The sequence below is a fragment of the Caulobacter sp. GW821-FHT12A07 genome, assembly GCF_058807655.1.
Genome location: NZ_JBXAQX010000005.1, coordinates 1 through 26,608 on the forward strand (window position 1 = coordinate 1; position 26,608 = coordinate 26,608).

24 protein-coding genes are annotated in these 26,608 nt (G+C 69.4%); 14 read left to right on the top strand and 10 right to left on the bottom strand.

All coding sequences use genetic code 11. The features are described from left to right. The 4 genes from AC1RRS_RS11655 to AC1RRS_RS11670 all read left to right on the top strand — a co-directional run. A partial coding sequence (locus tag AC1RRS_RS11655; RefSeq protein ID WP_492855313.1) for a 2-oxo acid dehydrogenase subunit E2 occupies positions 1-1,041 on the top strand: 1,041 nt, incomplete at its 5' end. Positions 1,042-1,165: 124 nt separating this feature from the next. Further along, positions 1,166-1,642 carry a glutathione peroxidase gene (locus tag AC1RRS_RS11660; RefSeq protein WP_492855315.1) on the top strand — a complete coding sequence of 159 codons (477 nt, stop codon included), beginning with the start codon at positions 1,166-1,168 and terminating at the stop codon, positions 1,640-1,642. A gap of 81 nt (positions 1,643-1,723) precedes the next feature. Beyond that, positions 1,724-3,124, top strand: a complete 1,401-nt coding sequence (gene lpdA / locus AC1RRS_RS11665) for a dihydrolipoyl dehydrogenase (RefSeq protein ID WP_492855316.1) — start codon at positions 1,724-1,726, stop codon at positions 3,122-3,124. Between the two features lie 156 nt (positions 3,125-3,280). Further along, the gene (locus AC1RRS_RS11670; RefSeq protein WP_492855317.1) at positions 3,281-4,681 is read left to right on the top strand and encodes an OprO/OprP family phosphate-selective porin; all 1,401 of its coding nucleotides are present in this window, start codon (positions 3,281-3,283) and stop codon (positions 4,679-4,681) included. A 144-nt stretch (positions 4,682-4,825) separates the two neighbouring features. On the opposite strand, the gene AC1RRS_RS11675 is transcribed toward AC1RRS_RS11670, so the two are convergent. The 3 genes from AC1RRS_RS11675 to AC1RRS_RS11685 all read right to left on the bottom strand — a co-directional run bounded on the left by AC1RRS_RS11675 (position 4,826) and on the right by AC1RRS_RS11685 (position 8,085). Continuing rightward, positions 4,826-5,221 (bottom strand): DoxX family protein, encoded by a 396-nt coding sequence (locus AC1RRS_RS11675; protein ID WP_110122073.1) that lies wholly within the window; start codon positions 5,219-5,221, stop codon positions 4,826-4,828. 123 nt (positions 5,222-5,344) lie between these two features. Beyond that, positions 5,345-6,898, bottom strand: coding sequence for an AMP-binding protein (locus AC1RRS_RS11680; protein WP_487289231.1), 1,554 nt, complete (start codon positions 6,896-6,898; stop codon positions 5,345-5,347). 143 nt (positions 6,899-7,041) lie between these two features. Next, a complete protein-coding gene (locus AC1RRS_RS11685; RefSeq protein WP_492855318.1) occupies positions 7,042-8,085 on the bottom strand; it encodes an alpha/beta fold hydrolase in 1,044 nt (347 codons plus the stop codon). An 83-nt stretch (positions 8,086-8,168) separates the two neighbouring features. On the opposite strand from AC1RRS_RS11685, the gene lipA reads away from it, so the two are divergent. Continuing rightward, complete coding sequence (gene lipA, locus AC1RRS_RS11690; RefSeq protein WP_487289234.1) at positions 8,169-9,146, top strand: lipoyl synthase; 978 nt, start codon at positions 8,169-8,171, stop codon at positions 9,144-9,146. Positions 9,147-9,149: 3 nt separating this feature from the next. After that, the gene (locus tag AC1RRS_RS11695; RefSeq protein ID WP_492855319.1) at positions 9,150-9,602 is read left to right on the top strand and encodes a type II toxin-antitoxin system RatA family toxin; all 453 of its coding nucleotides are present in this window, start codon (positions 9,150-9,152) and stop codon (positions 9,600-9,602) included. On the opposite strand, the gene AC1RRS_RS11700 is transcribed toward AC1RRS_RS11695, so the two are convergent. Genes AC1RRS_RS11700 through AC1RRS_RS11710 form a run of 3 tightly spaced genes read right to left on the bottom strand, consistent with a single transcriptional unit; the run spans position 9,599 to position 12,390 of the window. Continuing rightward, a complete protein-coding gene (locus tag AC1RRS_RS11700; protein ID WP_492855320.1) occupies positions 9,599-10,714 on the bottom strand; it encodes an FUSC family protein in 1,116 nt (371 codons plus the stop codon). The two genes, AC1RRS_RS11695 and AC1RRS_RS11700, sit on opposite strands and share 4 nt — an antisense overlap. Next, complete coding sequence (locus tag AC1RRS_RS11705) at positions 10,714-11,205, bottom strand: CinA family protein (RefSeq protein ID WP_492855321.1); 492 nt, start codon at positions 11,203-11,205, stop codon at positions 10,714-10,716. Before AC1RRS_RS11705 ends, AC1RRS_RS11700 begins: the two co-directional genes overlap by 1 nt. A 24-nt stretch (positions 11,206-11,229) precedes the next feature. Continuing rightward, positions 11,230-12,390, bottom strand: a complete 1,161-nt coding sequence (locus AC1RRS_RS11710; protein WP_492855322.1) for a bifunctional 2-C-methyl-D-erythritol 4-phosphate cytidylyltransferase/2-C-methyl-D-erythritol 2,4-cyclodiphosphate synthase — start codon at positions 12,388-12,390, stop codon at positions 11,230-11,232. A 100-nt stretch (positions 12,391-12,490) separates the two neighbouring features. On the opposite strand from AC1RRS_RS11710, the gene dusB reads away from it, so the two are divergent. The 8 genes from dusB (at position 12,491) to hflX (ending at position 22,360) form a co-directional block, all read left to right on the top strand. Then, complete coding sequence (dusB, locus tag AC1RRS_RS11715; protein WP_487289242.1) at positions 12,491-13,498, top strand: tRNA dihydrouridine synthase DusB; 1,008 nt, start codon at positions 12,491-12,493, stop codon at positions 13,496-13,498. Next, positions 13,495-14,610 carry a two-component system sensor histidine kinase NtrB gene (locus AC1RRS_RS11720; protein ID WP_487289244.1) on the top strand — a complete coding sequence of 372 codons (1,116 nt, stop codon included), beginning with the start codon at positions 13,495-13,497 and terminating at the stop codon, positions 14,608-14,610. The genes dusB and AC1RRS_RS11720 overlap by 4 nt, the downstream gene beginning before the upstream one ends. A gap of 4 nt (positions 14,611-14,614) precedes the next feature. Beyond that, a complete protein-coding gene (locus AC1RRS_RS11725) occupies positions 14,615-16,036 on the top strand; it encodes a sigma 54-interacting transcriptional regulator (RefSeq protein ID WP_110122062.1) in 1,422 nt (473 codons plus the stop codon). 82 nt (positions 16,037-16,118) lie between these two features. After that, positions 16,119-18,362 (top strand): sensor histidine kinase NtrY-like, encoded by a 2,244-nt coding sequence (locus AC1RRS_RS11730; RefSeq protein ID WP_110122061.1) that lies wholly within the window; start codon positions 16,119-16,121, stop codon positions 18,360-18,362. Next, positions 18,359-19,747 (top strand): nitrogen assimilation response regulator NtrX, encoded by a 1,389-nt coding sequence (ntrX, locus tag AC1RRS_RS11735; RefSeq protein WP_110122060.1) that lies wholly within the window; start codon positions 18,359-18,361, stop codon positions 19,745-19,747. The genes AC1RRS_RS11730 and ntrX overlap by 4 nt, the downstream gene beginning before the upstream one ends. 8 nt (positions 19,748-19,755) lie before the next feature. Next, entirely contained in the window at positions 19,756-20,619 is an 864-nt protein-coding gene (locus tag AC1RRS_RS11740) for a D-amino-acid transaminase (protein WP_110122059.1), read from the top strand. A gap of 126 nt (positions 20,620-20,745) precedes the next feature. Beyond that, positions 20,746-20,994, top strand: coding sequence for an RNA chaperone Hfq (hfq, locus tag AC1RRS_RS11745; protein ID WP_058348899.1), 249 nt, complete (start codon positions 20,746-20,748; stop codon positions 20,992-20,994). Between the two features lie 13 nt (positions 20,995-21,007). Next, the gene (hflX, locus tag AC1RRS_RS11750; protein ID WP_492855323.1) at positions 21,008-22,360 is read left to right on the top strand and encodes a GTPase HflX; all 1,353 of its coding nucleotides are present in this window, start codon (positions 21,008-21,010) and stop codon (positions 22,358-22,360) included. A 153-nt stretch (positions 22,361-22,513) separates the two neighbouring features. Here the strand turns inward: hflX and mazG are convergent, their stop codons facing one another. The 4 genes from mazG to nhaA form a co-directional block, all read right to left on the bottom strand. Then, on the bottom strand, positions 22,514-23,344 hold the full coding sequence (mazG, locus tag AC1RRS_RS11755; RefSeq protein ID WP_492855324.1) for a nucleoside triphosphate pyrophosphohydrolase: 831 nt from the start codon (positions 23,342-23,344) through the stop codon (positions 22,514-22,516). After that, on the bottom strand, positions 23,298-24,701 hold the full coding sequence (locus tag AC1RRS_RS11760) for an MFS transporter (protein ID WP_492855325.1): 1,404 nt from the start codon (positions 24,699-24,701) through the stop codon (positions 23,298-23,300). Before AC1RRS_RS11760 ends, mazG begins: the two co-directional genes overlap by 47 nt. A gap of 147 nt (positions 24,702-24,848) precedes the next feature. Beyond that, positions 24,849-25,388, bottom strand: a complete 540-nt coding sequence (locus tag AC1RRS_RS11765; RefSeq protein ID WP_492855326.1) for a hypothetical protein — start codon at positions 25,386-25,388, stop codon at positions 24,849-24,851. Further along, a complete protein-coding gene (gene nhaA / locus AC1RRS_RS11770) occupies positions 25,385-26,557 on the bottom strand; it encodes a Na+/H+ antiporter NhaA (protein ID WP_492855327.1) in 1,173 nt (390 codons plus the stop codon). The genes AC1RRS_RS11765 and nhaA overlap by 4 nt, the downstream gene beginning before the upstream one ends. Positions 26,558-26,608: the final 51 nt, after the last annotated feature.

The window sequence follows — 26,608 nt, forward strand, 5'->3', positions numbered from 1 at the left end:
CGAGATGGCCGGGCCGGTGTTCGTCTATCCGCTGTCGCTGTCGCTGGCCGAGCGGATCACCGCGCCGCGCCCGCGCCTGCCGCCCCGGCTCCGGCCGCTCCGGTCGCCGCCGACGGCTCGCGCGTCTTCGCTTCGCCGCTGGCCCGTCGCCTGGCCGCCGCCGCCAGCCTCGACCTGAAGTCCATCAAGGGCTCGGGTCCGCACGGTCGCGTGGTCAAGTCCGACGTCGAAGCCGCCAAGAGCGGCGGCGCCCCGGCCGCCAAGGCCGCGCCGGCTCCCGCCGCCGCTGCTTCGGCCCCGGCCGCCGAGCCGCGCAAGGTCCAGTCGCTGGAGCAGATGGGCATCCCCGCCGGCTCCTACGACCTCGTGCCGCTGGACGGCATGCGCAAGACCATCGCGCGCCGCCTGACGGAAAGCTTCCGCGACGTGCCGCACTTCCCGCTGACGATCGACATCGAGCTGGACGGCCTGCTGGCCGCCCGCGCGAAGATCAACAGCCTGCTTGAAGGCCAGGGCGTGAAGGTGTCGGTCAACGACATCGTCATCAAGGCCGCCGCCGTGGCGCTGAAGCGCGTGCCGGAGGCCAACGCCTCCTACACGCCTGAAGGCATCGCCATGCACAAGCACGCCGACATCGCCGTGGCCGTGGCCATCGACGGCGGCCTGATCACCCCGATCATCCGCGCCGCCGAGACCAAGGGCCTGGCCCAGATCTCGGCCGAGATGAAGGACCTGGCCGCCCGCGCCAAGGCCAAGAAGCTGAAGCCCGAGGAATTCCAGGGCGGCACCTTCTCGGTCTCCAACCTCGGCATGTTCGGCATCAAGGCCTTCTCGTCGATCATCAACGAGCCGCAAGGCGCGATCATGAGCGTCGGGGCCGGCGAGCAGCGTCCGGTCGTCAAGAACGGCCAGCTGGCCGTGGCCACGGTGATGACCGTGACCCTGACCTGCGATCACCGCGTGGTCGACGGCGCGGTCGGCGCCAAGTTCCTGGCGGCCTTCAAGCCGCTGATCGAGGAGCCGCTGACCCTGATCGTCTAAGGGCGGCCTTTGCCTTGAAATCCTCGCCCCTCGACCAAACGCGGGGCGGGGATTTCGAAAGCGGCCGGGCAGGGTCCCATCCTGGATTTTTCAGGACGGGGACGGCCCCCGGGGAGAACACGCGATGTCGGTCTACGAATTCTCGGCCAAGACGCTCGAAGGCAAGGACGTCAGCCTGGCTGACTATCGCGGCCAGGTGCTGCTGATCGTCAACACCGCCAGCAAGTGCGGCCTGACCCCGCAGTATGAGGGCCTGGAAGCGCTCTACAAGGCCAGCAAGGATCGCGGCCTGACCATCCTGGGCTTTCCCTGCAACCAGTTCGGAAGTCAGGAACCGGGTACGGCGGAGGAGATCGGCAGCTTCTGCTCGCTGACCTACGACGTGACCTTCCCGATGATGGCCAAGATCGACGTCAACGGCCCCTCGGCCCACCCGCTCTACGCCTATCTGAAGAAGCAGCAGAAGGGCGTGCTGGGCACCGAAGGCATCAAGTGGAACTTCACCAAGTTCCTGATCGACCGCGACGGAAACGTCGTCGAGCGTTTCGCCCCGACCACCAAGCCTGAAGAGCTCCAGGCGGCCGTCGAGGCGCTGTTATAGATTTCCCAGGCCGGCCCCGCGGGGCCGGTCGTTCGACGCCGCCGCTCCCCCGTGCGACGTCCAAGCTAGGGTAAGACTACCATGTCCACGGAATTCGATGTCGTCGTCATCGGCGCCGGTCCGGGCGGCTACGTCGCCGCCATCCGCGCCAGCCAGCTGGGCCTGAAGACGGCGATCGTCGAGCGCGAGAACCTGGGCGGCATCTGCCTCAACTGGGGCTGTATCCCCACCAAGGCGCTGCTGAAGTCCGGCGAGATCTTCGAACAGCTGTCGCACCTCGACAGCTACGGCCTGGCGGTCGAGAAGCCTTCGTTCGACTTCAACAAGATCATCGAGCGCTCGCGCGGCGTGGCCAAGACCATGTCGGGCGGCATCGCCTTCCTGATGAAGAAGCACAAGATCGAGGTCATCGAGGGCGAGGCCAAGCTCGAGAAGGGCGCGCCCGCTCCGAAGGTCGTGATCGCGCTGAAGGCCGGCGGCAGCCGCACGGTCCAGGCCAAGAACGTCATCCTGGCCAGCGGCGCCCGCGCCCGCAACATCCCGGCCATCGGCGCCGTCTCCGACGGCGACAAGGTCTGGACCTATCGCGACGCCCTGGCGCCGAAGTCGATGCCCAAGTCGCTGGTCGTGATCGGCTCGGGCGCCATCGGCATCGAGTTCGCCAGCTTCTACCGCGCCCTCGGCGCCGAGGTGACCGTCGTCGAGGCCGTCGACCGCATCATGCCGGTCGAGGACGCCGAGGTCTCCAAGGCCGCCCAGAAGGCCTTCGAGAAGCGCGGCATCAAGTTCCGCATCGGCGCCAAGGTCACCAAGATCGACAAGACCGCCACCGGCGTGTCGGTTTCGGTCGAGGTCGGCGGCAAGGCCGAGCAACTGACCGCCGAGAAGTGCATCGTCGCCATCGGCATCGTTCCGAACACCGAAGGCACGGAAGCGGTCGGCCTGACGCTCGATCGCGGTCACGTGGTCACCGGCAAGCACGGCGAGACCAACGTGCCCGGCCTCTACGCCATCGGCGACGTCGCCGGCGCGCCCTGGCTCGCCCACAAGGCCAGCCACGAGGGCATCCACGCCGCCGAGTACATCGCCGGCTACAAGACGCCGAACGTCCACTCGCCGATCCCGGGCTGCACCTACGCCAACCCGCAGGTCGCCTCGGTGGGCTACACCGAAGCTGGCGCCAAGGCCGCGGGCCTTGAGGTCAAGGCCGGCCGCTTCCCGTTCAAGGTCAACGGCAAGGCCGTGGCCGCGGGCGAGACCGAGGGCTTCGTGAAGACCGTGTTCGACGCCAAGACCGGCGCCCTGATCGGCGCCCACATGATCGGCCACGAAGTGACCGAGATGATCCAGGGCTTCGTCACGGCCATCACGCTGGAAGCCACCGAGGAAGACCTGCACGGCATCGTCTACGCGCACCCGACCATGTCGGAAGCCATGCACGAAGCCTCGCTCGACGCCTACGGCCGCGTCCTGCACATCTGATCCGGCGAGGGTTCCGGAGTTTGTCCGAACCCGGATGAACTCCCGTTCCCGGGGCTCTCCCAGACACACTTTGTCACGGGACAGCAAAGGCCCGGTCGCTATGAAGACCCGCCCGACAGGCCGTCGGGCGGGTCTTCTGCATTCCGGGTGACGATCTTGCGCGCCTCCATACAGCTCCCGCTGGCGACCCTCGTCGCCGGCCTTTGCCTCGCTGCGTCTTCAGCCCAGGCCCAGGATGGGTCGCTGGGCGCCGAGGACGCCGCTGCGCTGCGGGCCGAGATCGCGACCCTGAAGGCCCAGCTCCAGCGGATGGAGCAGCGGCTCGACGGCGCGACCGGCGCGCCCCAGCGCACGGCCCCGCCGACGGCTCCTCCGGCGACGGTCGCGGCCGCCAAGCCCGGGTCGCCGACCGAGATCGCCTGGAAGGGCTCGCCGCAGTTCACCGCCAGCGGCGGGCGCAGCTTCAAGGCCAAGGGCCGCATCCAGACCGACGTCGGCTATGTCGGCCGGCCCGACGGCTCGACCGATCGCGGCCTGGGCTACGCCGCCGAGATGCGCCGCATCCGCCTGGGCGGGGAGGGCGGCCTGGGCGCCGGCATCGGCTACAAGCTGGAGCTCGAGCTTTCCGACAACGGCGTCGACCTGGTCGACACCTTCGTCACCTACAAGACCGGCGGCTGGCAGTTCGCGCTCGGCAACCAGAACCAGTTCCAGTCCCTCGACGAACTGACCGGCGACACCTCCGGCTCGGTCATGGAGCGCGCGGCCTTCACCGACGCCTTCAGCTTCGAGCGCCGCTTGGGTTTGGCCGCCCAATACGAGAAGTCCGCCTGGCTGCTGCAGGCCGGCCTGTTCGCCGACGACATCACCGCCCTGTCCAACGACAGCGACGGCGCCAGCGGCGGCGACGAGAACAACAGCTACGGCCTCGACGGCCGCGTGGTCTATGCGCCCAAGCTCGGCAAGACCCAGCTGCACCTGGGCGGCTCGGCCCACTGGCGTGACCTCAAGCGCGTGGGCGACGCCGGCACGCGCTATCGCCAGCGACCCTACGTCCACACCAGCAACACCCGCCTGATCGGCACCTCGACGCTCGCCGTCAGGGACGAAGCCCACTTCGGCCTGGAAGCCGCCTTCGTGCGCGGCCGCCTGCACGGCGCGGCCGAGACCCACTGGCTGGAGAGCGACCTGGCGTCAGGCCCGGACGCGCGTTTCTTCGGCGGCTATGCCGAACTCGGCTGGTTCCTTACCGACGACACCCGCGGCTACAAGTCCGGCATCTTCGACCGCGCCAAGCCCAGGAAGCCCTTGGGCGGCGGCGGGATCGGCGCGGTGCAGGTCAACGCCCGCTACGACCATCTCGACCTCAACGACGGCCCGATCGTCGGCGGCCGCCAGGATGCGCTGATCGCCGCCCTGATCTGGCAGCCGGTCGAATATCTGCGCTTCAACCTCAACCACGCCTACCTGGCCTACCAGGACGCCACGCCCCTGGCCGACGGCGATCGCGACTATGGCGTCCACGTCACCGGCGCGCGGATGGAGCTGGATTTTTAGATCTGGAACCTCCCCCTTTGGGGGAGGCGGCCGAAGGCCGGTGGGGGGATGTTTTCAGCTTCCGAGACGCTGGCCGATTTTGCAGCCGCTCCCCCCACCGATCGCTTCGCGATCACCTCCCCCAGAGGGGGAGGTTCCTCGGATTTACGGCCGCTTGCGCACCTGCGCATCCACGCTCCATTCCCCCGGACCGGCGAACACCAGGTAGAGGAAGATGAAGCTGAACAGGATCGCGGCCTCGCCGCCGTTCAGCGCCGGCCAGAAGCCCTGGCTGAAGTGGGCCAGGAAATAGGCCACGGCCATCTGGCCCGACAGCAGGAAGGCCACCGGCCGGGTGAACAGACCCAACACCAGCAGGCCGCCGCCCACGACCTCCAGCACGGCCGCGGCCAGCAGCAGCGGCGGTAGCGGATCGGGCGCGCCGGGCTGGGCGGCCGGGAAGTGGAAGAGCTTCATCAGGCCGTGCTCCATGAAGAGCAGGGCGGCGATGATGCGCAGCAGGCTCAGCACCCGCGGGGCCCACACGTACAGTCGTTCCAAGGCTTTCTCCCGTTCCAACGCTTCGGTTCACGCGATCGACCGCCGCTCTTTCCGCAAAGGATCGGAGCGACGGCCGCAAGCTCTACTGAAACGCCCGGGGAGGGGCGAAAGTTCGTCGGGCCATCAGGCCGCCTGGCTGTCGGTCTCGGCCATGCGCTGGATGGCGACATAGTCGGTCTTGCCGCTGCCCAGCACGGGCACCTGGGTGACCTTCAGGATCTTGCGCGGCACCGCCAGCTCCGGCGCGCCGATGGCTTGAGCATGAGCCACCAGCGGCGCGGCCGTGGCGGTCTGGCAGTCGGTGACCAGGATCAGCTTCTCGCCCTTCTTCTTGTCGGGCATCGAGATCACGGCGTGGCGGCCGTTGGGCCACACGGCGACGGCCAGGTCCTCGGCCGCGGTCAGCGACACCATCTCGCCGCCGATCTTGGCGAAGCGCTTCACCCGGCCCTTGATGGTGATCCAGTCGTCGTCGGTCATGGTGACCACGTCGCCGGTGTCGTGCCAGCCGCCCTCGGGAGCGTCCAGGCCGCCGTCCTCGCGCAGATAGCCCGACATGATGTTGGGGCCACGCACGTAGAAGCGGCCGCCCTCGGCGATGCCTTCGACCGGCTCGAGACGGGTCTCGATGCCCGGCAGCAGGCCGCCCACCGTGCCGGCGCGGTTGTCGGTCGGCTTGTTGACCGCGATGACCGGCGAGGCCTCGGTCGCGCCGTAGCCTTCCAGCACCGGCACGTCGCCGAAGCGCTCCTTGATCAGGGCGTGGGTCTCGTCGCGCACCTTCTCGGCGCCGCAGACGATGAACTGCAGACCGCCCAACTCGTCGGTCTCCGAAGCCCGGGCGTACTGGTTGACGAAGGTGTCGGTGGCCAGCAGCAGCGAGGCCTTGCTGTCCTTGATCAGCGGCGGGATCTGCTTGGTGTGCAGCGGCGAGGGATACTCGAACGCCTTCATGCCCTGCAGCAGCGGCAGGATCACGCCGGCGGTGAGGCCAAAGCAGTGGAACACCGGCAGCGGGTTGAACATCACCCAGGCCGGATCCAGCGGAATGTGGGCGGCGATCTGGGCGGCGTTGGAGACAAGATTGGCCTGGCTCAGCACCACGCCGCGCGGCGCGCCGAAGCTGCCCGAGGTGAACAGCACCACGCCCTTGTCCGAGGGCTTGGCCGGGCTGCGGAACTGGCGCGGGAAGGCGCCGGCCGCGGCCGCGAACAGCTTGTCGGTGAGGCCGATCGTCTTGCGGACGTCTTCCAGGTAGACGACCTTGGCCAGGTCGTCGATCGCGTCGACCACGTCGTGCAGCTTGCCCAGCTCGATGAACTTGTGGGCGGTCAGCACGTGCTGGACGTTGGCCAGCTTCACCGCGGCCTTGATGTTCCGCAGGCCCGCCGTGAAGTTCAGCATGGTCGGCACGCGGCCGAAGGCGTGCAGGGCGAAGAACACCACGACCGCGCCGACGCCCGAGGGCAGCAGCACGCCGACATGCTCTCCGGGCTTGGTCATGGCCGCGATCTTGCGGCCCAGGGCGAAGCTCGCCCGGATCAGGTCGGTATAGCTCAGAGGATTGCGGTCCTGGTCCTCCAGGATCGGCTTCTTGGCTCCGAACTTGTCCTTGGCGTCGATCAGGGCGTCGAAGAGCGCCTTTTGGCCGTCTTCGGCTTTAAAAACTACCGGCATGCCGGCGAAACCTCCCACAAAGGCGCGAGTTCCGCCCTCGTTCGATTGAGCAGGGAGCCTAGCGATCCCGGCGGGGTTTGCAAAGATCGGTCACGTTTCGTGATCGAACCCCGTTCTACAGGTGGGATGCAAACCCTTGCGGCTCAAGGGCTGGCGACCGATCGGCGGCCGGCGCCGCGCACGGTCTGGATCACGCCCTCCAGCCAGGGGCCTCGCACCGAATCCCGCTCCAGGTGCAGCGCATGGCGCCCGCCCGGCAAGCGGGTTTCGCGGCAGTCCGCCAGCGCCTTGCAGACGCTGGCCTGGGCCGAAGAGGGCGTCACCATATCGGCGTCGCCGGCCAGCAGCAGGGTGGGGATCTTCACGCCGCCCAGGTCGTGGGCGGCAGCGTCCAGCACGTCGTAATAGGCCGCGTAGAGGCCAAGGCTCGGCGCGCCCATCCGCAGGTCCGGATTGGCCGTCTGCCAGGCGTGATTGACCGCGCCGCGCACCGCATCGCCGGTCAGGCCCAGCGCCTTGTCGTCGGGACCGTCGCGCCGCCAGTCCTGGGCCGTCGGCCAGGCCAGGAACGACAGCCTGGCCTGTCGCGCCAGACGGGCGGTCTTGATCAGCTGGGCCTTTGGGGCGGGCAGGGCGTTGAGTTCGAAGGTCGGCGCCGACAGCACCAGGGCGTCGGCCATCAGGCCTTCCTCGGCCGCGCGCAGGGCCACCAACCCGCCCTGGCCCTGGCCCAGCACCGTCAACGGCAGGCGGCCGTCGGGACGGATCACCGCCTTGACCATGGCCTTGGTCGCCGTGACGTCGGGGGCGTAGCTGAGCACGTGGCCGCGATCGCGCTTGCCGGCCAGCCGCTCGGAGCCGCCCTGGCCCTGGCGCTCCAGGATCCACACCACCACGCCCTTGGCGTTGAGATCCTGAGCGGTCTCGAACCAGGTCTCGGCGCTTTCGCCGTAGTCGGTCAGGATAAGGATCTGGCTGGTCGGCGCGCCGTGCGGCGCCGAGACGCCGTAGCGCTGCACCGCGTCCTCGCCGACCTGCACATAGCCCCAGGCCCAGCCGTTCGGCGGCAGGAAGCGGCGCTCCAGGCCCGGCGGGGTTCGGCTGTCGGCGAAAGGCGCGCGCGATCCTTGCTCGCCGCAGGCGAAAAGGGGCAGGGCGAGCAGCAGGACGAGCACATGGCGAAGCATATAGGCCACTCATTTCGCGCCTTTGCGCCGCATGCAAGATCGAGAGCTTGATCCGGAGGCCAAGAAGGCCGATCTAGGCCCACATGGTCACGTTGATCGATACGCTGAAGGCTCGCGGTCCCGAGGAACGCGCCGTCCGCCACCCCGAAAAGCAGAATCGCCCGGATACGCCGGTCCTGCGCAAACCCGATTGGCTGCGCGTTCGCGCGCCCGGTTCGGGCCAATACAACGAGACCAAGGGCATCGTGCGCGAGCACAAGCTGACCACGGTCTGCGAAGAGGCGGCCTGCCCGAACATCGGCGAGTGCTGGAGCCAGAAGCACGCGACCATGATGATCATGGGCGAGATCTGCACCCGCGCCTGCGCCTTCTGCAACGTCACCACCGGCCTGCCGACCCAGCTGGATCCGGACGAGCCGCGCCGCGTGGCCGAGGCCGTCGCCAAGATGGGCCTCAAGCACGTCGTGATCACCTCGGTCGACCGCGACGACCTGATCGACGGCGGCGCCCGCCACTTCGCCGAGGTCGTCACCTCGATCCGCGCGATGTCGCCCGGCACGACCATCGAGATTCTGACGCCGGACTTCCTGCGCAAGGATCAGGCCGAGAACGTGGTGATCGACTCGCGGCCCGACGTCTTCAACCACAATCTGGAGACCGTGCCGCGGCTCTATCTGAAGATCCGTCCCGGTGCGCGCTACTACAACTCGCTGCGCCTGCTGGACCGCGTCAAACAGCGCGATCCCTCTCAGTTCACCAAGTCCGGCCTGATGGTCGGTCTGGGCGAAACGAAGGAAGAGGTCATGCAGGTGATGGACGACATGCGTTCGGCCGGCGTCGACTTCATCACCATCGGCCAGTACCTGCAGCCGACCCGCAAGCACGCGGCCATCGACCGCTTCGTGACGCCGGAAGAGTTCAAGGCCTATGAGGCGATCGCCCGGGCCAAGGGCTTCCTGATGGTGTCGTCCAGCCCGCTGACCCGCTCGTCGCACCACGCGGGCGAGGATTTCGCCAAGCTGCAGGCGGCCCGCCGCGCGCTCGACGCCAAGGCTCGCTGATCCTTGCACCGCCACGTCGTCACTCGGGTGCTGCCCTACGCGCCCGAACAGCTCTTCGCGCTCGTGGGCGACGTCGAGGCCTATCCGTCGTTCGTGCCGTGGATCACGGCCATGCGCACCTGGAACGCCCACGAGGCCGGCGACGTCTCCAGCCTGGACGCCGAGGCCCAGGTCGGCTTCTCGTTCCTGCGCGAGAAGTTCGCCACCCGCGTCCGCCGCGACAAGGCGGAGCTCAGCGTCGGGGTCAGCCTGCTCTACGGGCCGTTCAAGCGGCTGTCGAACCAGTGGCGGTTCTCGCCGCATCCGGACGGGACCACCGTCGACTTCGCCATCGACTTCGCCTTCAAGTCCAAGGTGCTGGACGCCCTGCTGGCGGCCAACATGGACCGGGCGGTCGACAAGCTGATCGCGTGTTTCGAGGCGCGCGCGGCGCAGCTCTACGGGGCCAAGGCCTAGTCCCGCTTCCCCGCCGTTTCTTCCACACGGTCGGCGAAGTCTCCCAGATTCGCGAACAGGTTTTCCACGGCGAACACCAGGCCGAAGGTCCGCGCCGCGTCGTCGAAGGCCAGCTCCCGCGTCGCGCCGACGTCGCGCATGCCCTCTACGGCGTCCTGGAAGGTCTGATGGCCGGCGGCGAAGGCGATGCGGTCAGGCCGGGCGGTTCCCGACAGGCTCTGGGCCACGCCGCGCAGATAGGCTGACGAGGCCGACAGCATGGCCGCCGTCGGCGGGCCCAGCGTCGGGGCGGGTAGGGCTTCGCGCAGGGCTCGGCCGATCATCACGCAGTCGTTGCGCAGCCTCCACAGGGTGCGGGGCAGGGCGTCCGACACCGAGCGGTCGGAAAGCTTGCTGGCCGTCTCGCGGTCGGCCTCGGTCATCGCCGTCTGCAGCTTCGACAGCGCCTTCAGGGTCTCGTCATAGTGCTCGCGCGGATCCAGGGTGGTCGGCGCCCCCTCCAGCTTGGCGGCGTAGTGCGACAGCAGGTCGGCCAGCAGTCCGGCCGCCTTCTGGCTGCTCGACACCACCGACTGGTGCGCCCGCGCCGGGAAGATCAGCAGGGTGGCGGCGACGCCGACCAGACTGCCGACGGTGATCTCGGCCACCCGCAGGAAGGCCGCCGTCAGCGGGTCCATGTGGGTCGTGGTGCCGATCAGCATGATAACGGCGGTGATCGGCGCGACCTTGAAGGCCGGGCGCACGGCGGCGAGGAAGGCCAGGGCCGCGGCCGTGACCGCCAGGATCGGTCCGCCCCATTCGGGATGACGGCTGTGCAGCCAGGCCGCGACGGCGCCGCCCGCCGCGCCGACCACGGTGCCCATGAACCGCTCGATCGAGGCGGTGATGGTCGCGCCCAGGCTCGACTGCACGACGATGACGGCCGTGAACACCGCCCAATAACCCTGGGGCAGATGCAGCAGCGTGGCCAGGGCATAGGCGACGACGACCGCCGCCGACACCCGCACCGCATGCCGCAGTTCGCTCTTGCGCTTGGCCGCCGCGCCCAGGGCCGACCGCGAGAAGCCCGCCCCGACGAACCGCCGCCAGTCGGAGGGCGCGCTGTCGGGCATCAGGCCACGGCCTCGCGCAGCATCTCCAGCGCCGTGCGGATCGCCGCCAGCTGCACAGCCTCGCGGGTCTGGCCGTCGAAATGCTCGTGGCGATGGACGACCGAATGGTTGGCGCGGGCGACGGCGAAGTGGACGGTGCCGACCGGCTTCATCGGCGTGCCGCCGCCGGGACCGGCGATGCCGGTGATGGCCACGGCCACGTGAGCGTTGCTGTTGGCCAGGCCCCCTTCGGCCATCATCCGCGCCACCGGCTCGGACACCGCGCCGTGGTCGGCGATCAGGTCGCCCGGCACGCCGACCATCTCGCTCTTGGCGCGGTTGGTGTAGGTGACGAAGCCTCGCTCGAAGACGTCCGACGCCCCCGAGATCGCGCAGATCGCGCCGGCCACCAGCCCGCCGGTGCAACTTTCGATCGCCGTCAGGCGCAGCTTCTTCTCGCGCGCCTCGTCGATCAGCAGTCGGGCCAGGGTTTCGATCTCGATGGGAAACATGCCGCGACTCCTTTGAGCGTCACTCTAGAGGGGCGTCTCGACCGTCGCCACCGCCTGGGCGGCGAGGCCCTCGCCTCGGCCGGTGAAGCCCATCTTCTCGGTCGTGGTCGCCTTCACGCTGACGCGGTCGAGCGGCAGGTCGAGGATCTGCGCCAGGCGCGCCCGCATGGCCTCGCGGTGCGGCTTGATCTTGGGTCGCTCGCAGATCAGCGTCACGTCCACATTGATCAGGCGGCCGCCGCGCTGGCGGACCAGATCGACGGCGTGGATCAGGAACTTGTCCGAGGCCGCGCCCTTCCACTGCGGGTCGGTCGGCGGGAAGTGGTCGCCGATGTCGCCATCGCCGATCGCGCCGAGAATCGCGTCGGTCAGGGCGTGCAGGCCGGCGTCGGCGTCCGAATGGCCGATCAGGGTCTCGTCGTGGGCGATCTCGACGCCGCACAGCCACACCGACTCACCCGGACCCCAGCGGTGGGCGTCGAAACCCTGGCCGATGCGGGTGATGCGGGCCGCGCCCGCCAGCCGTTCGGCCATGGCGAAGTCCTCCGGATAGGTCAGCTTGGTCAGCAGCGGGTCTCCCGGCGCGATGGCGACCTTGCCGCCGCCGGCCTCGACGACCTGGGCGTCGTCGGTCGGTTCGGTCTCACCGCTCCAGGCGGCGTAGGCGGCTAGGAGGCGGTCGCGGCGGAAGGCCTGCGGGGTCTGGGCGCGCCAGAGGCCGTCGCGCGACGTCGTGGTCGCCCCCGACTCGCCGCCGCGCTTGCCAACGTACTTGAGCGTGTCGGCCACGGGCAGGGCGGGGACCACGCCGTCGGCGTTTTCGAGGGCGGCCAGCACGCCGTCCACGACGGCCTTGGTCAGGAAGGGGCGGGCGGCGTCATGCACCAGCACCGGCTCGTCGGCCGGGCGATGGGCGAGGGCGGCCAGGCCCGATTGCACCGACAGCGCCCGCGTGGCACCGCCCGGCGCGAACCGCCAGCCGTCCAGGCCGGCCAAGGTTTCGCCCAGGATGTCCTGCATGGTGGGATCGGTAACGATTACGAGATCGGCGGCCCCGGCCGCCAGCAAGGCCTCGACCGACCAGCGCAGGACCGGCTTTCCCGCCAGATCCCGCCACTGCTTGGCCTGGCCGGGTCCGGCACGGGTTCCGCTGCCTGCGGCGACGACGACGGCTGAGAAGGTCATGGCCCGTGTCTAACGTTGTCGTCGCGCATGTCCAGCGAACGGAGGGCTTTACTGCGCTGCACAATGTGCCTAAAAACACAGCGGTGGGGATGATCATAAAATGAGCAAGCAGCTCGCAGTCGGCGCCGTCACGGTGCCCGGACGGGTGTGGATTGCGCCTATGACAGGCGTTTCCGACCTTCCGTTCAGAGAAACGGCCACGCGCCTCGGCGCTTCATACGTGGCCACCGAAATGGTCGCCTGCGCGGAATTCGCGAAGGGCCGGCCCGACGTCGTCCGCCGCGCGGCCGTCGGCGAAGGCCTGCCGCTGATGGTCGTACAGCTTGTCGGCCGCGATCCGGAGCATATGGCGCACGGCGCCCGCCTGGCGGCTGAAGCCGGGGCCGAGATCATCGACCTGAACTTCGGCTGCCCGGCCAAGGAAGTCACCGCCGGCGCCGCTTCGGGCTCGGCCCTGATGCGCGAGCCCGACCTGGCCGAAGCCCTGGTCGCCGCCGCCGTCGAGGCCGTCGACGTGCCCGTCACCGTCAAGATGCGCCTCGGCTGGGACGACGCCAGCCGCAACGCCCCCGAGATCGCCGCCCGCGCCGAAGCCGTCGGCGCCCGCGCCATCACCGTGCACGGCCGCACCCGCTGCCAGTTCTACAAGGGCGAGGCCGACTGGTCCGCCGTCGCGGCGGTCAAGAACGCCGTCTCCGTGCCCGTTCTCGTCAATGGCGACATCACCGACGCTGACAGCGCTCGCCGCGCCCTTGAGCAATCGGGCGCCGACGGCGTGATGATCGGCCGGGGCGTCTATGGCCGCCCGTGGATCGCCCAGGCCATCGAGGCGGCCCTGGACGGTCGCGACTTCGTAGAACCGGGTGTCGACGAGCGCCTGGCGATCGTCCTGACCCATTTCCGTCGCAGCCTCGCCTTCTACGGCGATCGCCTGGGGCTCAAGATGTTCCGCAAGCATCTGGCGTCCTACATCGAGGCCGCGCCTTGGCCGGAGAGCGCCGAAGCGCGCCGCCAGGCGCGCGCCAGCCTTTGTCGCATAGAGGATCCGGTTGTTCTGGAGGCGGCCCTGGCCGATCTCTGGCTCGCCGGCGGAAGGATCGCCGCATGACCGACCGCGCCCGCGCCATTACCGGTCCCGCGCTGGACGCCCTGAAGGCCGCCGCCTTCGAGCTGAGCCCCGAGCCCGCCCTGGTCGTCGACCGCGACGGCGCCCTGGTGGCCGTCAACGAGGCGGCCGAGGCCCTGTTCGGCCATGGCCTGTCGCTGCTGGCCCGCGGCCGCTTCCGCGCCGCCTTGCCGCCCGGCTCGGTGCTGGTCTCGCTGATGGACCGCGCCGTGTTCGAAGGCGCGCTGGTCCGCGAGCACGGGGTCGAGGTCAATCTCTTCGGCCAGCCGCCGTTCGAGGCCGACGGCGCCGCCTCGCCCCTGGGCGACGGCTCGGTGCTGCTGACCCTGCACGTCAAGGGCGCGCTCGGCGTCGAGAACGCCGCCGACGCGGCGGGCCTGCGCTCGGTCGTCGGCCTTGGCCGCATGTTGGCCCACGAGATCAAGAACCCGCTGGCCGGCATCCGCGGCGCGGCCCAGTTGCTGAAGACTGGCGCCAGCGCCGCCGACCAGCCGCTGGCCCAACTGATCGTCGACGAGACCGACCGCATCCGCCGCCTGGTGGACCGCATGGAGGCCTTCTCCGACCAGGCCCCGACCCCGCGCGAGGCCGTCAACATCCACCAGGTGCTCGACCGCGTGCGGGCGCTGGTGGTCAATGGTGTCGCCGACGGCCTGCGCTTCCGCGAGCAGTACGACCCCTCGCTGCCGCCGGTCTGGGGCGACGAGGACCACCTGATCCAGATCTTCCTGAACCTGGTGAAGAATGCCTCCGAAGCCGCCCACATGCGCGGCGACGGCCGTGGCGAGCTGGTCATCCACACCGCCTGGCGCCCCGGCGTGCGGGTGCGGGGCGTGGACGGCAAGCCCGCCTCCAGCGCGCCGATCGAGATCCGCGTGCAGGATAACGGGCCGGGCGTGCCCCAGAGCCTGCGCGAGCACCTGTTCCAGCCCTTCGTGACCACCAAGGCCAACGGCACCGGCCTTGGCCTGGCCTTGGTCACCAAGCTCGTGACGGCCCATGGCGGCCTGATCGATTTCGAATCCGAGCCCGGCCGCACCGTGTTCCGCGTGCTGCTGCCTGTGGCGCCCGAACCCTCCTTGGGAGACGCGTGAGTAGATGAACGCCGCCAACAAGAAGATTCTGATCGCTGACGACGACTCTTCGGTTCGTCTCGTCCTCAGCCAGGCCTTCACCCGTCTGGGCTACCAGGTCCGGGCCACCGGCAACGCCACCACCCTGCTCAAGTGGGTCAGCGACGGGGAGGGCGATCTCGTCGTCACCGACGTGATGATGCCCGACGAGAACGTGTTCGACGTGCTGCCGCGCATCCGCAAGGAGCGCCCGAAGCTGCCGATCATCGTGATGAGCGCGCAGAACACCCTGCTGACCGCGGTCAACGCCGCCGACGCCGGGGCCTTCGAGTACGTCTCCAAGCCGTTCGACCTCGACGACGTCACCGCGGCCGCCCGCCGGGCCCTGTCGCGTCCGGCCGACGCCGAGGCCTCCAAGGCCCAGGCCCGCGCCATGCGCGACGAGCGCCTGCCGCTGATCGGCCGCTCGGCGCCGATGCAGGAGGTCTATCGCACCATCGCCCGCCTGGTCGGGGCCGACCTCACCGTGCTGATCCTCGGCGAAAGCGGCACCGGCAAGGAGCTGGTCGCCCGCGCCCTGCACGACCTGGGTCGCCGCCGCGACGGCAAGTTCGTGGTCCTGAACCTGGCCGCCGTGCCGCGCGAGCGGGTCGAGACGGAACTGTTCGGCCGTGGGGAAGGGGACTTGGGCCGCCTGGTGGAAGCCGATGGCGGCACCCTGTTCCTCGACGAGATCGGCGACATGCCGCTCGACGCCCAGACCCGCCTGCTGCGCGTGATCGACGGCACCGAGCCGGTCGTGAACCCCAAGACCGGCCGTCGCCCTAACGTCCGCATCATCGCGGCCACCAACCGCGACCTGCGCGGCCTGATCCAGCAGGGCCTGTTCCGCGAAGACCTGTTCTTCCGCCTCAACGTCGCCCCCGTGCGCCTGCCGCCGCTGCGCGACCGTTCGGAGGACATCCCGGACCTGGCCCGCACCTTCCTGCTGCGCGCCAACCGCGAAGGCCTGCCGGCCAAGACCATCGACCAGAGCGCGCTCGACCGCATGAAGAGCCACTCCTGGCCTGGCAACGTGCGCGAGTTGGAGAACCTGATCCGGCGGATGTGCGCCCTCTACGCCGAGGAGCTGATCACCGCCCGCATCGTCGATCGCGAGCTGCAGGACCATTCGCCCGCGCCCCGCGCCGACGAAGGCCCGGTCACGCTTGCGGCCCTGGTCGAGCGCCACCTGGCCTCGCACTTCGCCGAACAGCCCGACGGCGTCCCCGCCGCCGGTCTCTACGACCGGGTGCTGCAGGAGGTCGAACGTCCGCTGATCCAGCTGACCCTGTCGGCCACGCGCGGCAACCAGGTGCGGGCGGCCGAAATCCTCGGCCTTAACCGCAATACGCTGCGCAAGAAAATCCAGGATCTGGGCGTCGAGATGAGCCGCGGTCGCCGCTAGGCGCTCAACGGATTTTGTTGCTGACGCTTTTTCAGCACATGGGTGTTGAGTTTGGGGCACACCCCGCCCTAAACTCAACCCGATGTCGTCGATCCCGTCAGTTTCGGAATCGGAAGACCGCCCGCGCCGCTTCAGCCGGCTCTGGTGGCGTGAGCTTCTGAGGTCACGCTACGTCCTCGGCGGCGGTTACGCCCTGGCGGCCGTACTCACGGCCACCGGCGTCGGCCTGGCCTCGTCGCCGCCGACCACCGGACCGATCGGACCGGCCAGCACCGTGATCCTGGTGGTGCTGGGCTTCAACCTGGCCCTCATCCTCTGCATCGCCGCCATCGTCGGCTGGCGGCTGCTCGACCTGATCGACGCCCGCTCCAGCGACGCCGGCGCCCGCCTGCACCTGCGCTTCGTCGGCCTGTTCTCGGTGGCGGCCGTGGCCCCGGCGGTGATCGTGGCCCTGTTCTTCGGGGTGCTGGTCAACCGTGGCGTCGACGGCTGGTTCAGCAAGCGGGTGACGACCGTGGTCGAGAACTCGGCCACCGTGGCGCGCTCCTACGTCTCCGAGCAGACGGCCTATATCAGCCAGCACATGGGCCCGATGGCCGGCATGCTGAACACCGCCGCCCCGGCCATGGCTGAGTCGCCGGTCGCCTTCGGCCACTTCCTGAAGAACCTCGCCGACGACAACGGCTTCTCGGCCGCCTACGTGCTCGACCGCGACGGCCGGATTCTCGCCCGGGCCGAGGCCGAGAACGCCCCGCCGTTCCTGGCCCCGCCGCCCTCCAGCTTCCGCTGGACCGACACCGGCGAGATCACCTCGCAGCGCTTCGTGTCCGAAGACCTGTTCCGGGCGCTCTACAAGCTCAAGGGCTTCGAGGACGGCTACCTCTACATCGCCCGGCCGATCGACAAGGGCATCCTAGCCCACCTGATCGAGTCCGAGGAGTCGCTGATCTCCTATCGCGACGCCGCCGAGAACCGGGCCCGCATCCAGGCGATCTTCGGCCTCAGCTACGCCGAGACCGCGCTGCTGGTGCTGGTCGCCGCCGTCTGGGTCGGGATCGCCGCCGCCAACTCGATCGCCGCGCCCGTCTCCGGCCTCGTCCAGGCGGCCGGCCGCGTCTCGGCCGGCGATCTGGATGCGCGGGTCGATGTCGAGCTCGGCCCCGAGGAGATCCGGGCGCTGTCCAACGCCTTCAACATGATGACGGCCGATCTTCAGGCCCAGCAGGCCGCCCTGAAGGCCGCCAGCCTCGACGCCGAGTCGCGCCGCCAGTTCATCGAGACCGTGCTCTCGGGCGTCAGCGCCGGGGTCATCAGCCTGGACGGCGCGGGCCGGATATCGGCCCTGAACCGCCGCGCCGGCGCCCTGCTGGCGCTCGACGACGAGGCCGTGGGTCAGGACCTCGTCGAGGCCGCCCCCGAGTTCGCCGAGGTGCTGGAAGAGATCAGCCAGGGCCGTCCCAACGCCGAGGTCGAGATCGACGTCGTGCGCGGCGGCGAGACCTTGCGCCTGCGCGTGCGGGCCGCCGGCCACGCCGCCGAGGGTCAGGTCCTGACCTTCGACGACGTCACTCGCCTGATGGCCGCCCAGCGCAACGCAGCCTGGAAGGACGTCGCCCGCCGCATCGCCCACGAGATCAAGAACCCGCTGACCCCGATCCAGCTGTCGGCCGAGCGCATCCGCCGCAAGTACCGCAAGGACATCACCGGCGATCTCGAGACCTTCGACCGCTGCACCGACACCATCATCCGCCAGGTCGGCGACATCGGCCGGATGGTCGACGAGTTCTCGGCCTTCGCCCGCATGCCCGCGCCGCGCTTCGCGCCGGCCGACGTGGCCGAGCTGCTGCGGGCCGGCGTCTTCGCCCAGCGGGTGGTCGACGTCGAGACCGACGTCGTCATTGACGAGCCGGGCGGGGCGGTCTGGGTCAATTGCGACGCCCGCATGATCGGTCAGGCCCTGACCAACATCCTGAAGAACGCCGGCGAGGCCGTGGGCGCGCGACGCCACGCGACGCCCGAGCCGCGCGGCCACATCGACGCGACCCTGGTCTCCGACGACGAGAACCTGTGCATCGTCGTCGAGGACAACGGCGTCGGCCTGCCCGCCAAGGACCGCGACCGGCTGGCCGAACCCTATGTGACCACCCGCGAGAAGGGCACGGGCCTTGGCCTGGCCATCGTCAAGCGGATCATGGAGGACCACGGCGGCGAGCTGGTCCTCACCGACGCGCACGGCCACGCCGGCGCGCGCGTCGTCCTGAAGTTCCCGGCGTCGGCGCGGCTCGCCGCCGCGCCTTCCGTCCACGGCGTAGAGGAGATGACATGAGCGCCGACGTGCTGGTGGTCGACGATGAAGTCGACATCCGCGATCTGGTGGCCGGGATCCTGGAGGACGAAGGCTACGCCGTTCGTACGGCCGCCGATTCCGACCAGGCCCTGGCGGCCATCCGCGCCCGCAAGCCGGCCCTGCTGATCCTCGATATCTGGATGCAGGGCGGCGGTATGGACGGTCTCGAGCTGCTCGACATGATCAAGACGCTCGACGCCGACCTGCCGGTGATCATGATCTCGGGCCACGGCAACATCGAGACCGCCGTCAGCGCCATCAAGCGCGGCGCCTACGAGTTCCTGGAGAAGCCGTTCAAGTCCGACCGGCTGCTGCTGGTGGTCGAGCGCGCGCTGGAGGCGACCAACCTCAAGCGCGAGAACCGCCGCCTGCGGGCCCAGAGCTTCGCCTCCGACGGCCTGATGGGCAAGTCGCAGGCCGCCCAGGCCCTGCGCCAGATGATCGCCAAGGTTGCGCCGGCCAACAGCCGCGTGCTGGTCGCTGGTCCGCCCGGCTCGGGCAAGGAGCTGGTCGCCCGCCTGATCCACAGCGCCAGCGCCCGCACCAAGGCCGAGTTCGTCGCCGTCAGTTCGGCCGGCATGGCCCCCGAACGCCTCGACGTCGAACTGTTCGGCGAGGAGGGCGAGAACGGTCGTCCGCGCAAGATCGGCGTGTTCGAACGCGCCCACGGCGGCACCCTCTATCTCGACGAAGTGGCCGACATGCCGCGCGAGACCCAGAGCCGCATCCTGCGGGTGCTGGTCGAGCAGCGCTTCCGCCGCGTCGGCGGCGACAATGATGTGCAGGTCGACGTCCGCGTGATCTCGTCCACCTCGCGCGACCTGCGCGAGGAGATCGCCGCCGGTCGCTTCCGCGAGGACCTGTTCCACCGCCTCAACGTGGTGCCCGTGCGCGTGCCCGGCCTAGCCGAGCGGCGCGAGGACATCCCCGAGTTGATCAGCTATTTCGTCGAGCGGATCTCCGAGGCCACCGGCATGCAGCGCCGTCGCCTCGGCGAAGACGCCCTGGCGACGCTTCAGGTCCAGGCGTGGCCCGGCAACGTCCGCCAGCTGCGCAACAACGTCGAGCGGATGCTGATCCTGGCGGCGGGCGAGCCCGGCGACCTGATCACCGCCGACATGCTGAACGCGGCCGACCAGCCCTCCAGCGGCGGTTCGGGCGCGATCGGCGCCGAGCGGATCATCGCTCTGCCGCTGCGCGAGGCCCGCGAGCTGTTCGAGCGCGAATATCTCAACGCCCAGATCCTGCGGTTCGGCGGCAACATCTCGCGCACGGCCAACTTCATCGGCATGGAGCGCTCGGCCCTGCACCGCAAGCTGAAGTCCCTGGGCGTGGCCGGCGGCCGCGGCGAGGAAGAAGAGTAAGGACCCCGATGTCGCGTTTCGCTTACGTCAACGGCCGCTTCGTGCGTCACGGCCAGGCCGCCGTGCACATCGAGGACCGCGGCTACCAGCTGGCCGACGGCGTCTATGAGGTCTGGGCGGTGTTCGACGGCAAGCTGGCCGACGCCGCCGGCCACTTCGCCCGCCTGTGGCGCAGCCTCGACGAACTGCGCATCGCCCACCCGATGAGCGAGGCGGCGCTGACCATCGTGCTGCGCGAAGCCATCCGCCGCAATCAGGTGCGCGAGGGCCTCGTCTACCTGCAGGTCACCCGCGGCGTCGCCAAGCGCGACCACGCCTTCCCGAACCCGGAAGTGCCGCCGGCCGTGGTGATCACCGCCCGTTCGGTCGATCGCGCCGCCGCCGAGGCCAAGGCCGCCAAGGGCTCAGGCGTCGTCACCGTGCCCGAGAACCGCTGGGGCCGCTGCGACATCAAGACCATCGGCCTGCTGCCCAACGCCCTGGCCAAGCAGGCCGCCCGCGAGCGCGGCGCCATCGAGGCTTGGTTCGTCGACGACCTGGGCCTGGTCACCGAAGGCGCCTCGTCCAACGCCTGGATCGTCGACGCCGAAGGTCGCCTGCGCACCCGCGACACCCAGGCCAACATCCTGCGCGGCGTCACCCGCCTGACCTTGCTGGACGTCATCGCCGAGACGGGCCTGCCGGTCGAGGAGCGGCCGTTCACCGTGGAAGAGGCCAAGACCGCCCGGGAAGCCTTCATCACCGGCGCCGGCAGCCTGGTCACGCCGATCGTCAGCATCGACGGCGACAAGATCGGGGATGGAACGGTCGGGCCGGTGGCGAGCCGGCTGCGGCGCGCCTATATCGAGCGGGCGAAGGCGGGAGCGATCTAAGCTTCCTCGCCGCCACGCGTGCATTTTTCGCCGAAGGCCATGTCCAACGGCGAAAAATGCTCTAGCATGAACTTGTTTGTGTGGAGGGCGTGTTGCCCTCCGAAATCAACGAGAGGGGAATCCCCAATGTCCGCCGACAAGAAACAAAACCTTCAGGACACCTTCCTGAACAGCGTGCGCAAGTCCAAGACGCCGCTCACCATCTTCCTGGTCAACGGCGTAAAGCTGCAGGGCGTGGTCAGCTGGTTCGACAACTTCTGCGTCCTGCTGCGCCGCGACGGCCAGTCGCAACTGGTCTACAAGCACGCCATCTCGACGATCATGCCGGCTCAGCCCGTTCAGCTGTACGAGCCGAGCGCCGATCAAGACGACTAAGTCCAAGGCTCTTTTGTCAAAATCCACATCTAAGTCCCCCGATGGACTTATCGATCACGCCGACCCGATCCTTAAGGCGTTCGTGATCCACCCGGTGCGGCCTGCTCGTGGGCAGGCCGCTCTCGAGGCGCGCGATCCCAAGGCGCGTCTCGAAGAGGCCGTCGGCCTCGCCGTAGCCCTCGATCTCGACGTTGTCGAAACGGCCATCGCGCCGTTGCGCACCGTCACGCCCGCCACCCTGTTCGGCAGCGGCAAGATCCAGGAATTCAAGGCGATCTGCGAGGTCGAGCACATCGACGTCGCCGTGTTCGACGACCAGCTCACCCCCGTCCAGCAGCGCAATCTCGAGCGCGGCCTGGGGGTCAAGGTCGTCGACCGCACGGGCCTGATCCTCGAGATCTTCGCCCGTCGCGCTCGCACGCGCGAAGGCAAGCTGCAGGTCGAACTGGCGCGGCTCGACTACGAGCGCTCGCGCCTCGTGCGCACCTGGACCCACCTGGAACGCCAGCGCGGCGGCACCGGCAACACCGGCGGCCCCGGCGAAACCCAGATCGAACTCGACCGGCGCCTGATCGCCGGCACGATCGGCAAGCTCAAGCGCGAGCTGGAAGAGGTGCGGCGCACCCGCACCCTGCACCGCAGCGCCCGCAAGAAGGTCCCGTACCCGACCGTGGCGCTGGTCGGCTACACCAACGCCGGCAAGTCGACCCTGTTCAACCGCCTGACCAACGCCGAGGTCGTGGCCCAGGACATGCTGTTCGCCACGCTCGACCCGACCCTGCGGACGGTCAAGCTGCCCGACGGCCGCCCGGCCATCCTGTCCGACACCGTCGGCTTCATCTCCGACCTGCCGCACGAACTGGTCGAGGCCTTCCGCGCCACCCTCGAGGAGGTGCAGGAGGCCGACGTGGTCTTGCACGTGCGCGACGTCGCCAATCCCGACACCGACTCCCAGGCCCGCGACGTCCAGGCGGTCCTGACCGAGCTGAAGGTCACAGCCGACGAGGGCAAGACCGTCGTCGAGGTCTGGAACAAGATCGATCTGGTCGACGACGAGGAACGCGAGATCCTCGAAGGCCGCGCCAAGCGCTCAGACGCCTCTGCGGTCTCGGCCGTCACTGGCGAGGGCTGCGCCGAACTGCTCAAGCGCGTCGGCGGTCTGATCGACGACACCCCGCCCATCGCCCTGCGCCTGTCGCCGGCCGACGGCGAGGCCCTGGCCTGGATCTACCGCAACGGCCGCGTGGTCGAGCGCGACGATCGCGAAGACGGCGAAGTGCACCTGGTGGCCCGCATGGACCCCCAGGCGCTGGGCCGCTTCGAGCGGCAGTTTCCGACCGTCTGGGTGATGCCGATCGGGGAGTAAAAACCCTCTCCCATAGGGAGAGGGAGGGGCCCATGCGCAGCATGGGAGGGTGAGGGGCTACGCCTTTGGACGTCGTGTCGGCACGCCGTCTTCTGTCCCTAACCCCTCATCCGGCGGCCTCCGGCCGCCACCTTCTCCCTATGGGAGAAGGGCTTATTTCCGCTCCGCCGCCTTCGCCGCGTCCCACAGCGCGTCCATCTCCGCCAGGTCCGACTGATCCGGCGTGCGCCCGTCCTTTGCCAGTTCCGCCTCGATGAACGCGAAGCGGCGGGCGAACTTGGCGTTGGTGGCGCGCAAGGCGTCCTCGGGTTCGACGTCGAGCTTGCGGGCCAGGTTGGCGCAGACGAACAGGATGTCGCCCAGCTCCTCGCGGGCCTTGGCCTGATCGCCGGCGTCGATCTCGACCTGCAGTTCGGCGACTTCCTCGGCCAGCTTGGCCAGCACCTCGTCGGTCGAGGGCCAGTCGAAGCCGACGCGGGCGGCGCGCTTGGTCAGCTTCACGGCGCGGGTCAGGGCGGGCAGGCCGGCCGGCATGTCGTCGAGCACGCCGCCCTTCTTCTTGGCCTTGCGCTCCTGAGCCTTGAGCTCCTCCCAGCCGGCCTTCTGGTCGGCCAGATCGTCATAGGCGTGGTCGCCGAAGACGTGCGGGTGCCGACGGATCATCTTGTCGGAGATCGACTGGGCCACGCCCGCCAGGTCGAACGCGCCCTGTTCTTCGGCCATCCTTGAATGGAACACCACCTGCAGCAGCAGGTCGCCCAGTTCCTCCTTCAGGTCCGACAGGTCGTTCCGCTCGATGGCGTCGGCGACCTCGTAGGCCTCCTCGACCGTGTAGGGAGCGATGGTCGCGAAGGTCTGCTCCACGTCCCACGGGCAGCCGTGGTCGGGGTCGCGCAGGCGGGCCATGATCTCCACCAGGGTGAAGAGCGGATGCTCCTCACTCGGCTGCAGAGGACGCGGGGCTGGGGTCGGGGCGGCGGTCATGCGGGCTCGTGTCTGCGGCGGTGGCGGCGTCGGCCGCGTCCCGCGCGTCCAGTTGGGCGCGGATCTCGGCGTGGCGTTTGGCGTCCAGCGGATAGCGCACGATGATCAGGCAGACCAGCACCCCGAGCGCCGCCGGTACGACGGTGTAGAGCGCCACCAGCGCCGCGTCGCCTTGGGCGCTGGGCACCTTGGGATCGAAGCCGAGCTTCTCCAGCACCAGGAAGACGCCGATGGCCAGGGCGAAGCCCAGCTTCACCGTGCCGTTGACGACGGCGTAGAGCAGGCCGGTGCGGTCGACGCCGGTGTTGAGCCGCTCCTCGCCGCCGATGTCGGCCATCATCGAGCGCACCAGCAGCGGCGCGGCCGAATAGGGCAGGCCGGCCAGCACCAGCACCGCCACGCCGAACAGGTTCATGCCCGGGGGCGTCAGGATCGCGGCCATTTGGAAGACGGCGTACATGATCCCGGCGATGGCCAGGGCGGTGTGCTTGCCCAGGGTCTTGGCCAGCCAGGGCCACAGCGGCGCGCCGGCCAGGGCGGCGACGAAATAGATCAGCAGCAGGATCCCCGCCTGGTCCTTGGGGATCCCCTTGATCCGTTCGAAGAAGAAGAAGAACAGCGCCCCGCCGATGCCCGGCGCCAGACCCATCAGCAGGTCGGCCGCCAAGAGCTTCTGCACGCTGGGGCGTGTCAGCAGGCCCAGATACTGCTTGAGACCCGCCTCGTGGCGGTGGGGCGGCGCGGCCGGTTCGCCGACGACGACGCTGGCCAGCAGCGCCGTCAGCGGCGTCAGCACGATGATGAACCAGCCCATTGCCGCGATCCCCGAGGCGTGGTTCCCCTTGAAGGCGAAGGCCATCAGCGGCGGCAGCAGCAGCACCAGGATCATGCCGATCACGTTGCCCGCGCCCCAGAACCCATAGATCCGTGAGCGTTGCTGGTAGTCAGGCGACAGCACCGCCCCCCAGGCCGTCTGCGCCAGCACCGCCATCGAGAAGCCGACATAGGCGATGATCAGCCAGGCCCAGAGGAAGACCGGTCCGATCCCGGGCTTGGCCATGAACAGGGCGTAGGACGCCGCCATCAGCAACGGGGCGCTGGCGATCAGCCAGGGCCGGAAGCGGCCCCAGCGGGTCCGCGTGCGGTCCATCAGGCCGCCCAGGATCGGATCCAGGATGATGTCGGCCAATCGCACCAGCAGGAAGGCTGTCCCGACGACCGACAGCGAAAGGCCAAGCTCGCTGACGTAATACTCAGGCAGGTAGACCACCAGCGGCAGGCCCAGGCCCGCAAGCGGCAGGGTGGGCGAGGCATAGGCCGCCAGGACGGCGTTCGATCGTCGTGGCGCGGCGCTCATGCTTCCTCCCCGGCGCATTACGCAGCGCCTCACTGAACGGCGATCAGACGCTGCGTCGAGGCGTCTGGCAAGCGAGGGGACCGGATCCGCGCCTTCTTCACCGGGACCCCTGCTTTCGCGGGGGTTTTACGGAGACCTGTGCGAATCCTAGTCCTGCGCCAGTTTTCCTTCGCCCAACCGGCGGGCCAGGCGTTCGAAGGCGGTTTCGGCGTCGCTCCAGGTGAGGTTGAAGGCCGCCTGGCGGATGTCGTTCTCGTACCAGCTGTAGCGGATCGGCGAGCGAACGCCGTCGGCGGCCACGTACTCGCCCGATATCTTCGCGCCGCCCAGACTGAAGCTTTCCAGCGACAGGCCGGGCTTGTCGCCCAATTGCTTGGGCGTCGGGCGGTTGGGCTGGGCGTCGTCGATGATCAGCTTCAGCTGGCCGCCGGCGGGCGACAGAGCCCCCCGGGCGCTGAGCCGGCGCTCGACTGTCCTTTTCAGGTCCGCCGTCAGGTAATCGAACTCACGCGCGCCCAACTTGTCGGCCTTGGCGACGAGGTCCGGACCGATGGTCACCTCGACGGTGGCGACGATCGGCGCCTGGGCCCACGCGGTCGCGGGCAGGACGGCGGTCGGCGCGGCCAGCAGGGCGGCGGCGAGGAAGGCGCGCAGCATGGCGATGCTCTCGGCGGGACGTCGGCTCATTGTGGACCCGCCGGCGCCCCCGCGCCAGCCTTGCGGGCGCATAGAGCGAAGATCAGCCAGGCCAGCAGAGCCGACGCCAGCGAGCCGGCCAAGACGCCGATCTTGGTCTCCTCGCGCAGCAGCTCGGCGTCGAAGGCCAGGTTGTTGATGAACAGGCTCATGGTGAAGCCCACCCCGCACAGCGCCGCCACGCCATAGAGCTGGCCCCAGTTCACGCCCGATGGCTTGCGCGCCAGCCCCAGTCCGATGGCGGCGGCGCTGAAGGCGAAGACGCCGACCTGCTTGCCCAGAAAGAGGCCCAGCGCCGCGCCCACCGTCGCCGGCGCGGCCAGGGCCGAGGCGGAAAGGCCGCCCAGGGCGACGCCGGCGTTGGCGAAGCCGAAGACCGGCACGATCAGATAGGCCACCCACGGATTGAGCCCGTGCTCCAGCCGGTGCAGCGGCGAGCGGCCATGGTCGGGCGACAGCGGAATGGTCATGGCCAGCAGCACGCCGGCCAGCGTCGCGTGGATCCCCGACTTGAGGAACAGCACCCACAGCACAGCGCCCAGCAGCAGATAGGCCCACAGCGCCGTCACCTTCAGCCGGTTCAGCGCGACGAGCGCGGCCAGCACGACGGCCGCGCCGCCCAGCGCCCACAGGGTCAGGTGGTCGGTGTAGAAGATCGCGATGATCAGGATGGCGCCCAGGTCGTCGATGATCGCCAGGGCCGCCAGGAAGATCTTCAGCGCGCCCGGCACGCGCGGTCCCAGCAGCGACAGCACCCCTAGCGCGAAGGCGATGTCGGTCGCCGCCGGGATCGCCCAGCCGGCCCGCACGTCCGGCGCGTCGCGGGCGATCAGCAGGTAGACCAGCGCCGGAACGACCATCCCGCCCAGGGCCGCGAAGCCGGGCAGGGCGCGGCGCGGCCAGGTCGAGAGCTCGCCGTCGACGACCTCGCGCTTGATCTCCAGGCCCACCAGCAGGAAGAACACCGCCATCAGCCCGTCATTGATCCAGTGCTCGACCGACAGCGGGCCGAGATAGGCGTGCAGGGCGTGGAAATAGCCGGCCGCCAGCGGCGAGTTGGCCACGACCAGCGCCGCCGCCGCCGCGATCATCAGCAGCACCCCGCCGGCGGCTTCGCTGCGCAGGAAGGCGCGCAGGGCGGATACGGCGCGTCGCGGCATGTCGGCTCCCGGTTCGGATTCGTCGCGAGCAGTTTGGCCGCCGGCGAAGGT